We start from the raw sequence: 6,606 nt of genomic DNA on the forward strand, positions 1-6,606 counted from the left end.
CCGTCCCGGAGATACGGTGATGAGGTGGGCGAATCGCAAGGAACGGTCGTCCGGAAACCGAAGAGCGAGGCGACCCGGACCCTCATCGTCGAGACCGCGCTGCGCCTGTTCCAGGAGCACGGCTACGCGAAGACGACCATGCGCGCGATCGCCAAGGAGGCCGGTGTCTCCGTCGGCAACGCGTACTACTACTTCGCCTCCAAGGAGCAGCTGGTCCAGGGCTTCTACGACCGGATCGCCGAGCTCCACGAACAGGCCTGCGAGCAGGCCCTGCGCACCGAGCGCGAGTTCGCCCCACGGCTGAGCGCGGTGATGCACGGCTGGATCGACGTGGCTGCCCCCTATCACGAGTTCGGCAAGCAGTTCTTCGTCAACGCGGCCGACCCCGACAGCCCGCTGAGCCCGTTCTCGGCGGACTCGAGCCCGGCCCGCGAGGCGCAGATCGCCCTGCACCGCCGCGTCATCGACGGCTCGACCGTGAAGGTCGACACCGAGCTGCGGCCGGAGCTGCCCGAGCTGCTGTGGCTCTACGAGATGGGCGTGGTGCTGTTCTGGGTGCACGACCGATCACCGGAGTGCCGCAAGACCCGCCTGCTCGTCGACCGAACCGTGCCGCTCATCGACCGCGTCGTCGGGCTCTCCCGGCTGCGCCTGCTCCGGCCCGTGACCAGGGACATCGTCCGGCTGATCGGCGAGCTGGTCCGCCCCGACTGACGCCGGCGACTTGACACGACCGGGCCGGCGGGGGACTCTCGGTCCAGTTAACTGTTACGCGAGGTAACACCAAGCCGGGGAGTGTGGTCCACGATGGCCCGCGTGCTGCAGCCGAAGGACCGGGAGGTCACCGCCGAACGCCTGCTCGACTCGTCCGTCCGGAACTCCTACCAGCCGGACCTCGACGTCGACTGGGATGCTCCGCTCGTCGAGGGCAAGGGTTTCCTGCCCGAGGAACGGGTCTCCCTGTACGGCACCGAGCTGTGGGAGCGCATGACTCCCGAGCAGCGGACCGAGCTCGCGAAGCACGAGATCGGCAGCATCACCAGCGTCGGCCTGTGGACCGAGATCCTGCTGATGCAGCTGCTGGCCCGGTACGCGGCCGACCTCGACCCGCGCAGTCCGCACACCCACTACGCGCTGACCGAGATCGGCGACGAGACCCGACACGCGATCATGTTCGGCAAGGGTCTGTCCCGACTCGGCCTGCCCGCCTACGGCCCGCCGCAGGTGGTCCGGTCGCTGTCCAAGGTCTTCGGCGCGGTGATCGGTGGTCCCGCGATGTTCGCCTCCGTTCTCGTCGTCGAGGAGACGACCGACCGGCTCCAGCGGTCGATGCTGGACGACGACGACATCCAGCCGTTCATCCGGATGATCAACCGGATCCACGTCGTCGAGGAGGCTCGCCACGTGCGCTACGCACGCGAGGAGCTCGTCCGCGGCATGGAGTCACTGAGCCGTCCGATGCTCGAGCTGCACCGCTTCGTCACGGCGGTGGTCGCCTACACGATCGTCGACATCATGGTTCACCCCGGCGCGTACAAGGCCGTCGGTCTCGACCCCAAGCTGGCGCGCGAGGTCGCTCGCGCGAACCCGCACCACCAGGAGACCCGGCGGTGGATGGCCGAGAAGATCGTCGAGTTCCTCTCCGAGGTCGGCATGATCGGCGGCCCGTCGAAGCGGCTCTGGCGTAAGGCGCGCCTGCTGTAAAGACGTGGCCCGTCCCGAGCATGGCACCTAGCCTGGGGACCATGGCTGCGACGACGATCCCCGGGCGCCGCGTCGACATTCGCTTGTGGACCCGGCCCGACTCGGTCGAGCCCGAGGCCATGCGTCAGCTGCACAACATCTCCGCGCTGCCGTGGACGTTCAAGCACGTCGCGGTGATGCCGGACGTGCACTACGGCAAGGGCGCCACGGTCGGCTCGGTGATCGCGATGCGGGACGCGGTGTCGCCGGCCGCGGTCGGCGTGGACATCGGCTGCGGCATGACCGCGGTCCGCACCTCGCTGCGTGCCGAGGACCTTCCCGACGACCTCCGGCGACTGCGGTCGGCCGTGGAGCGCGCGGTGCCGGTCGGGTTCAACCAGCACAAGGCGACCGCGTTCACCGACCGAGACGCGAGCGACTGGGACACGTTCTGGCGCGGGTTCGAGGATCTGACGACGGCGGTGAAGGCGAACGCCGGCAAGGCGCTGCACCAGATGGGCACACTCGGCGGCGGCAACCACTTCATCGAGATCTGCGTGGACACCGCGAGTCGGGTCTGGGTCATGCTGCACTCCGGCTCCCGCGGCATCGGGAACCTCCTCGCGCAGCACCACATCGAGGTGGCGCGCCGGCTCGCGCACAACCAGTCGCTGCCGGACCCGGACCTCGCCGTCTTCCTCGCGCACACCCCGCAGATGGCGGCCTACCGACACGACCTCTACTGGGCGCAGGACTACGCGCGGCGCAACCGGACGGTGATGCTGCGCCTGGTGTGCGACGTGCTGCGCAGGCAGTTCCCGCGGACGTCGTTCGAGGAGCCGATCAGCTGTCACCACAACTATGTCGCGGAGGAGAGCCACTTCGGCGAGGACGTGCTGGTGACGCGCAAGGGCGCGATCCGGGCCGGCCGCGGCGACCTCGGCATCATCCCGGGGTCGATGGGCACCTGCTCCTACATCGTGCGCGGGCTGGGCAATGCCGACTCGTTCGAGTCGGCCTCGCACGGCGCGGGGCGGCGGATGTCGCGGAACAAGGCACGCAAGCGGTTCACCGAGGCGGATCTCGCGGCGCAGACCGCCGGCGTGGAGTGCCGCAAGGACTCCGGAGTCGTCGACGAGATCCCCGGCGCCTACAAGGACGTCGACGAGGTCGTGCGGAGCCAGGACGACCTGGTGGAGGTCGTGACGAAGCTGAAGCAGGTCGTCTGCGTGAAGGGCTGACATACTGCAATCTTGACAGTGTCATCGAAAACTGTCAAGATTGCAGTATGAGCGACGAGCTGTGGACGATCGAGCAGCTCCCGGACCAGGTGGCCGCGCTGCTGGCGCACAACTACGAGGGCCAGCGCAACGGCCGGGTGCGGGAGCTGCCCAACGGTCGCACCATCCGGTGGTACACCACGATCGGCCTGGTGGACCGGCCGGTGGCGACGCGTGGCCGCACCGCCCTGTACGGGCGCCGCCACCTACTGCAGCTCGCCGCGGTGAAGAAGCTGCAGTCCGCGGGCCGCACACTCGCGGAGATCCAGGAGGTGCTGGTCGGCGCCACCGATCGGCGGCTCACCGAGCTGGCCGAGCTTCCGCCGGTCGACATCGTGTGGCCGCGCGTGGACATCTCGCTCAGCAAGGACTTCTGGAAGTCGACCGCACACCGCCGGCCCGCCGCCGAGGTCGACAGTGTCGGTGACAGTGACGACAACACTGTCGCCGAACTCGTTCACGGCGTCCGGCTCGGTGACAGTGTCACCGTCCTGCTGGACGCCGCCACCCGCGCGCCCGACGCCGATGAGCTCGCCGCCATCGAGTCGGCCGCCGCACCGCTGCTCGAGCTGCTCGGCCGGTTGGGCCTGGCGCCGACCCGACGAGAGGAAAGCCGATGAGCATCAACGTCGACGTCATGAACCTGCCCGAGGCGCCGAGCCGGCCCAGCGAGGACGACGGAGTTGGCTGCCTGCACACGGAACGAGGCAACCTGCCGCTCGAGGTGATCGACGTCCAAGCCGCGATAACCGGCCTCGCGTCGAGCATCCAGCTGACCCAGGGTTTCCGAAACCCGCACGCTGAGCCGCTGGAAGCCACCTACGTCTTCCCGCTGCCGCCGCGTGCCGCCGTCACGGCCCTGCGGATGGAGGCCGACGGCCGGGTGGTCGAGGGACTGCTCAAGGAGCGTGCGGAGGCGCGCACCGACTACGACCAGGCGGTCAGCGCGGGCAAGCGCGCGTCGATCGCCGAGGAGGAGCGGCCCGGCGTGTTCACCATGCGGGTCGGCAACATCATGCCCGGGGAGCGGGTCAGCGTGCACCTGACACTCGCCGGTGTGCTGTCCTATGAGGACGGTGAGGCGACGTTCCGGTTCCCGCTGGTCGTCGCGCCCCGCTACATCCCGGGCGTGCCGCTGGCCGACGGGCAGGTCGGCGACGGCGTCGCCCCGGACACCACTCAGGTTCCGGACGCGTCGCGGATCAGTCCGCCGGTGCTGCTGCCCGGTTTCCCGAACCCCGTCCAGCTGTCGGTCGCGGTCGACATCGACCCGGGCACGTTGCCGCTGAACGGGATCTCGTCGAGCCTGCACGCGACAGCCACGGAGGACGCGCCGACCGGGCTTCGGGTGCGCCTCGATCCGGGGGAGCGCGCGGACCGGGACTTCCTGCTGCGCCTGCGGTACGGCAGCGAGGCGATCACATCCTCGTTGTCGGTGCTGTCGGACGGCGAGGACGGCGGCACGTTCGCGCTGACGGTTCTGCCGCCGGCCGTCGAGGCGCCGACCCGCGGCCGCGACGTCGTGCTGGTGCTGGACCGGTCCGGCTCGATGGGCGGCTGGAAGATGGTCGCCGCCCGTCGCGCGGCCGGGCGCATCGTCGACACGCTCGGCAGCGCCGACAGGTTCACCGTGCTGGCCTTCGACCACCAGGTCGACACGCCTCCCTCGTTACCGGCGGGGCTCGTGGAGGCCGACGACCGCAACAGGTTCCGTGCCGTCGAGTTCCTGTCCGGTTTGGACGCTCGGGGCGGCACGGAGATGCTCTCCCCGCTGCGCCGGGCCGCCGACCTGCTCCGCGAGTCGGCCGACCGCGACCGCGTGCTGGTGCTGGTGACGGATGGCCAGATCGGCAACGAGGACGAGTTGCTGCGCGAGCTGACGCCGGGTCTCTCGGGCGTCCGGGTGCACACGGTCGGCATCGACCGCGCCGTCAACGAGGCGTTCCTGCAGCGACTGGCGGGCTCGTCGGGCCGGAGCGAACTGGTCGAGTCCGAGGACCGGCTGGACGACGCGATGCAGCACATCCATCGCCGCATCGGCGCGCCCGTGGTCACGGGTCTGCGGGTGAGTCCGGCGGGCCTCGCGGTCGACGCGAACACCATGACCCCGGCTCCGCTGCCGGACCTCTTCGAAGGTGCTCCGGTCGTGATCACAGGCCGGTACGCCGGCGCCGCCGAGGGAGCCGTCACCGTGACCGGCGACGGCGACTGGCAGTCGACCGTTCCGGCGACGCGGAGCGACAACCCGAGCCTGGCGGCCCTGTGGTCGCGAGCGCGGATCCGCGACCTGGAGGACAGGTACGTCGTCGGCGCGAGCGACCCGACCGGCCTGGAGAAGCAGATCGTCGACACCTCGTTGAAGTACGGCGTGCTGTCCCGCTTCACGGCCTTCGTGGCGGTGGACCAGCGAGTGGTCAACGAGGGCGGCAAGGTGCACCGCGTGACGCAACCGGTGGACCTCCCAAGTGGCTGGGAGCCTCCGACAGCCCCACAACAGGCAGGTGGCTTCGCCCCGGGCGGCGCGATGCCCGGCAGCATGCCGATGTTCGGCACGGCCCCCGCTGCCTTCACAACAAGCCAGGACGCCCTGTCCCGCCTGTCCACCCCGCGTTCCCGCCTGTCTGCCCCTCGCCCAGCGGGCAAGCACCTCCCACCACCGCCGCCTGGCAAGCCCTCGCTCGCAGGACCGCAGGGAGGCGGCGGGCAGTTCATGCCACCCGCGGATTCGTACCTCGAAGCCGAGCAACCTCCCACCACAGAGAACGCACGAGCGCAGGCAACGGACTCGACGGCCGAGCCCGTCGCGGACCACTCCACGCCCGCGCCCCCATCCGTCCCGGTGGTCCCCACACCGACCACGCTGACAGCGTTCGTGACAGGAGAACTGGAGTCCCTCAAGACGGCGACAACGGAGAACGTCTGGACCCGAGCAGGCCTGCTGACGGCGCTGTCAGAACGCATCCGCGTCCACCTGACCCAGTGGCAGCCCGCACCCGACGCCGAGCCGGCCCGCCAAACCCTGGCCAACCTGTCCGCGGCGCTAGCGATCCCCACTTCCGACCCCACAGAGATCGACCGCCGCTGGCACCAGACCCTGACAACCCTGGAGTCCCTGACAACCGAACCGAGGAAACCCAACCCCCGCCGAACCTTCTGGAAGCGCTAACCACCACCCGCCGGGTGCCCAACCAGGCGCCCGGCGCCGGGTGTTGGGCGGGCGGGGAGACGGGCGCGCCGGACACCAGTGCCGAACTTGCGCCCGCTGTGCGCTTGCCGGCCGACCTGCCATCGGGTGCTCGCCGCCGCCCGGGTGTAGCAGGAGCGGTTGTCGGTAGCGGACAAAGGACCTGATGCACCGTCGAGGGGTTCAGCCTGAGCAAGTAGCCGATCCGGGCCGGTCCCAAACCGACGCAGCACCCGCACCTTGATGATCCGAGGCTCGAGACGTGTCGGCGTCCGGAGTGGGCTGTAGTGCGGTCGCGAGGAGCGATCGACCATGAGCTTGACCCTCTGGCGCGGACACCTTGATCTTGCCCCCGTTTCACGGGCACGAAGGTTGGCAGACATAGGGTTCGACGATCTTGTGAAGGAGATCGTTGGTCGTGCCGAAGCCCTACCCGCCGGAGTTCCGGCGACGTGCTCT

General features: G+C 69.8%; 5 protein-coding genes and 1 pseudogene. 5 read left to right on the top strand and 1 reads right to left on the bottom strand.

The window, feature by feature from the left end:
- The first annotated feature begins 24 nt into the window (after positions 1 to 24).
- From ACRDSK_RS15190 to ACRDSK_RS15210, 5 genes are all read left to right on the top strand, one after another.
- On the top strand, positions 25 to 714 hold the full coding sequence (locus tag ACRDSK_RS15190; RefSeq protein ID WP_431441471.1) for a TetR/AcrR family transcriptional regulator: 690 nt from the start codon (positions 25 to 27) through the stop codon (positions 712 to 714).
- A gap of 93 nt (positions 715 to 807) precedes the next feature.
- Positions 808 to 1,704, top strand: a complete 897-nt coding sequence (locus ACRDSK_RS15195) for an AurF N-oxygenase family protein (RefSeq protein WP_431441474.1) — start codon at positions 808 to 810, stop codon at positions 1,702 to 1,704.
- A gap of 41 nt (positions 1,705 to 1,745) precedes the next feature.
- Positions 1,746 to 2,924: an RtcB family protein gene (locus ACRDSK_RS15200; protein ID WP_431441476.1), complete on the top strand. Its 1,179-nt coding sequence runs from the start codon at positions 1,746 to 1,748 to the stop codon at positions 2,922 to 2,924.
- Between the two features lie 47 nt (positions 2,925 to 2,971).
- The gene (locus ACRDSK_RS15205; protein WP_431441478.1) at positions 2,972 to 3,583 is read left to right on the top strand and encodes a helix-turn-helix domain-containing protein; all 612 of its coding nucleotides are present in this window, start codon (positions 2,972 to 2,974) and stop codon (positions 3,581 to 3,583) included.
- Positions 3,580 to 6,129, top strand: coding sequence for a VIT domain-containing protein (locus ACRDSK_RS15210; RefSeq protein ID WP_431441480.1), 2,550 nt, complete (start codon positions 3,580 to 3,582; stop codon positions 6,127 to 6,129). The genes ACRDSK_RS15205 and ACRDSK_RS15210 overlap by 4 nt, the downstream gene beginning before the upstream one ends.
- Positions 6,130 to 6,304: 175 nt before the next feature.
- Here the strand turns inward: ACRDSK_RS15210 and ACRDSK_RS15215 are convergent.
- Positions 6,305 to 6,606, bottom strand: a pseudogene (locus ACRDSK_RS15215) (IS481 family transposase); the annotation flags it as partial.

Source organism: Actinophytocola sp. (assembly GCF_050699915.1).
Taxonomy (GTDB): Bacteria; Actinomycetota; Actinomycetes; order Mycobacteriales; family Pseudonocardiaceae; genus Actinophytocola.

What these genes read in the sequence shown, in the direction of transcription:
- ACRDSK_RS15195 (WP_431441474.1), top strand. Translation starts at nt 808, where the DNA reads ATGGCCCGCGTGCTGCAGCCGAAGGACCGGGAGGTCACCGCCGAACGC.
- ACRDSK_RS15200 (WP_431441476.1), top strand. Translation starts at nt 1,746, where the DNA reads ATGGCTGCGACGACGATCCCCGGGCGCCGCGTCGACATTCGCTTGTGG.
- ACRDSK_RS15205 (WP_431441478.1), top strand. Translation starts at nt 2,972, where the DNA reads ATGAGCGACGAGCTGTGGACGATCGAGCAGCTCCCGGACCAGGTGGCC.
- ACRDSK_RS15210 (WP_431441480.1), top strand. Translation starts at nt 3,580, where the DNA reads ATGAGCATCAACGTCGACGTCATGAACCTGCCCGAGGCGCCGAGCCGG.